Source organism: Microcoleus sp. MON2_D5 (assembly GCF_036701905.1).
Lineage (GTDB): Bacteria > Cyanobacteriota > Cyanobacteriia > Cyanobacteriales > Microcoleaceae > Microcoleus.
The window spans coordinates 1-2286 of sequence record NZ_JAUBRM010000216.1; the positions used below are offsets into that span (position 1 = coordinate 1).

Consider the following 2286-nt stretch of genomic DNA (forward strand, 5'->3'; position numbering starts at 1 on the left):
GTCTACACAGTCTCTTATGCTTATTTTGTTAACTTTGTCAAGTTCATATTATACCAAATTAGATGAGCTTACCCTGCTTGACAACGGGCTTTGAGCCTTAACTTGTCACCAATGGTACCAATTGATCTATCTGAAATTTAAAAGCCTCAAATCCTTACTTGTAGCGACCTGCAATACTAAACGCTCAAACCTGCAATCAAAACATTTCTAAGCCAGGATTAACTGCAACGAAAATTATAGTTCAGCGAGGATTAACTGCAACTAAACCAGAATTAACTGCAACTGAGCCTGCCATCCAGAGAAATCCGTTTACCGACGGCAAAAATCTCTGCCTGAGTTGACGCGGGGAAGCGTTGTACAATCAATGCTTCCACTTTCAATCAAGATTGGGACTCCGGCTGTTGCTCCCAAACGACGAGGAAACTCGGATGGATGGCAAACGAGAAAATTTCGCGCTCCAAGATCTCGCTCTCCTGTGATCAAAAAGGGTAAAAGTCGGTTCCAAAAATCACCAAGATCGATTAGTTAATCTGGGGGTCTTTCTCTAAATTCACCATAATTTCTACTCAGAAGGAGCTGAGTAAACTTGTGCTTAGTCTAAACTCCAATTACCCTAAAACTGGGTTAAAATACTTATTCTATCGTCCCCAAAACGGGTCGTTTGAAGATGTTTTATGCAGCAACTGGTTGTAAACTGGAACAGTATCTATAGCAAAACCATTTGATTTGTAAACAATCGATTCAATCATCACAAGCGTGTCAGGTTATTCTACATTCATGACTCAAATAGACTGGCTATATAAAAATTTCGAGTCGAATCGTGTTTCGGTCGTCCCTTTGGAATGTGACAAGGTACAAAGTCTCTGAGTTCTCCTCACTGAATGGATATTGTGGTCTATCTACTGTTCCTCTTACTTCAGATCCTGTAGCGTTAATTTTTTTGCCGTTAACTCGATTTATTCCTTTAAAAACATAAGCTCCTGGTTCCCAATAAGAAAGCTTAATTGTCCATTCCTTTGAAGCGAATATTCCCGTTGAAAGTGGACAATTGTTGGTTTCTTTATCGCCAATTACCGAGAGCTTGCAAGGTTGAGCTTGTGCTATATTAACAGGCTGTGACAAGGCGATAATCAATGGAATAAACATAGGGTTTTACATGAAACTATTAGAAGTATATACGATAAATATGGATAGTTTCGATCGCTCTGTTTTGGGCTGTCTTTTCCTCAATGCCTTCAACATCGATCACATCCGATAGCCCGTCTAAGTTACCAAGTACAGACCGCTAGAATCATTTGTTTTTGCGTGAAGATACTTGCTGGTTGTGGCTACTGACGCATGACCTAAAGTTTGACTCAGCAAGTGAATCGGTGCTCCGCTGTTGAGAGCGTGGCTCGCGTGACAATGCCTTAACCAATGGGCGCTAGTCTTCTCCGAGATGCCCGCACGTTTAGCAGTTTCCTTGACCAAGTGCGTTACAGAAACCCGGTGCAAGCGCCCGCCGTTAGCCGCTTTCCGACTTCTGAAAATCGGCGAGCGAATTCCCCGCCTCCCCTGTGCTGTTCAAAAGTGCTAGATACAGAGACGAAGGAAGTAGAACCACGTGAGTCTGGTCGCCCTTGCCATAAATCGAGAGTTGCCCACTTTCACCGTTAGGTCATCGCACACGATCGCTCAATTAATTGTTGTAACATCCGATCGAGCTCAGCGATCGCTCCCAGGTTGAGACAAAAAACATTCTCAAGGGTAGCGCGTAACTCTGCAACCGTTGAAAGGACGCGGTGTTCTGTTCGACCATCCAAATAATGCACCGTAAACTGATTGTTCCACAAGGCATAACGACAATTTGAATCCGGTTTTGCCACCATCAAATTAGTAACAAAAATCGAGTTTGGATGAGTTGAAACGTACCAATTACTCACCTCATAATCTGGTAATTCTTGTTCCTGAAGATCGAATCTGTAAAGGGATTTCCACTCATGCTTGATATATGCTTGCATAATGTAGCTGCGATCCGCTGCGCTCAATCGAAATGGTTCGTGGGAGGTAGGTTGTTCAATATCCGGTGTCAAAGCAAGCGGCGCGGTAAGCGTTAATCCTCCGAATCCCGCATCTGCAATGTATGGCTCTCCATCAATATTGACCCCCAGCACCATATGACTGCGAGGTGCGATCGTCCCGGACGGCAAATTCCACAGCACGCGAGCTGCTATAGCAAAACCATTTGATTTGTAAACAATCGATTCAATGATCGCCAGCGTTTCACGTGGTTCTACATTCATGACT

General features: G+C 43.6%; 3 protein-coding genes. All 3 read right to left on the reverse strand.

Annotated elements, in window-relative coordinates; translation table 11 throughout:
• Window positions 1-795 precede the first annotated feature (795 nt).
• Entirely contained in the window at window positions 796-1146 is a 351-nt protein-coding gene (locus QUA47_RS30730; protein ID WP_333433613.1) for a hypothetical protein, read from the reverse strand.
• A 117-nt stretch (window positions 1147-1263) separates the two neighbouring features.
• On the reverse strand, window positions 1264-1542 hold the full coding sequence (locus QUA47_RS31160) for a tyrosine-type recombinase/integrase (protein WP_445302564.1): 279 nt from the start codon (window positions 1540-1542) through the stop codon (window positions 1264-1266).
• A gap of 110 nt (window positions 1543-1652) precedes the next feature.
• Window positions 1653-2286 (reverse strand): arylamine N-acetyltransferase (locus QUA47_RS30735; RefSeq protein ID WP_333433614.1); only part of this gene is annotated, 634 nt, incomplete at its 5' end.

What these genes read in the sequence shown, in the direction of transcription:
- QUA47_RS30730 (WP_333433613.1), bottom strand. Translation starts at nt 1,146, where the DNA reads ATGTTTATTCCATTGATTATCGCCTTGTCACAGCCTGTTAATATAGCA.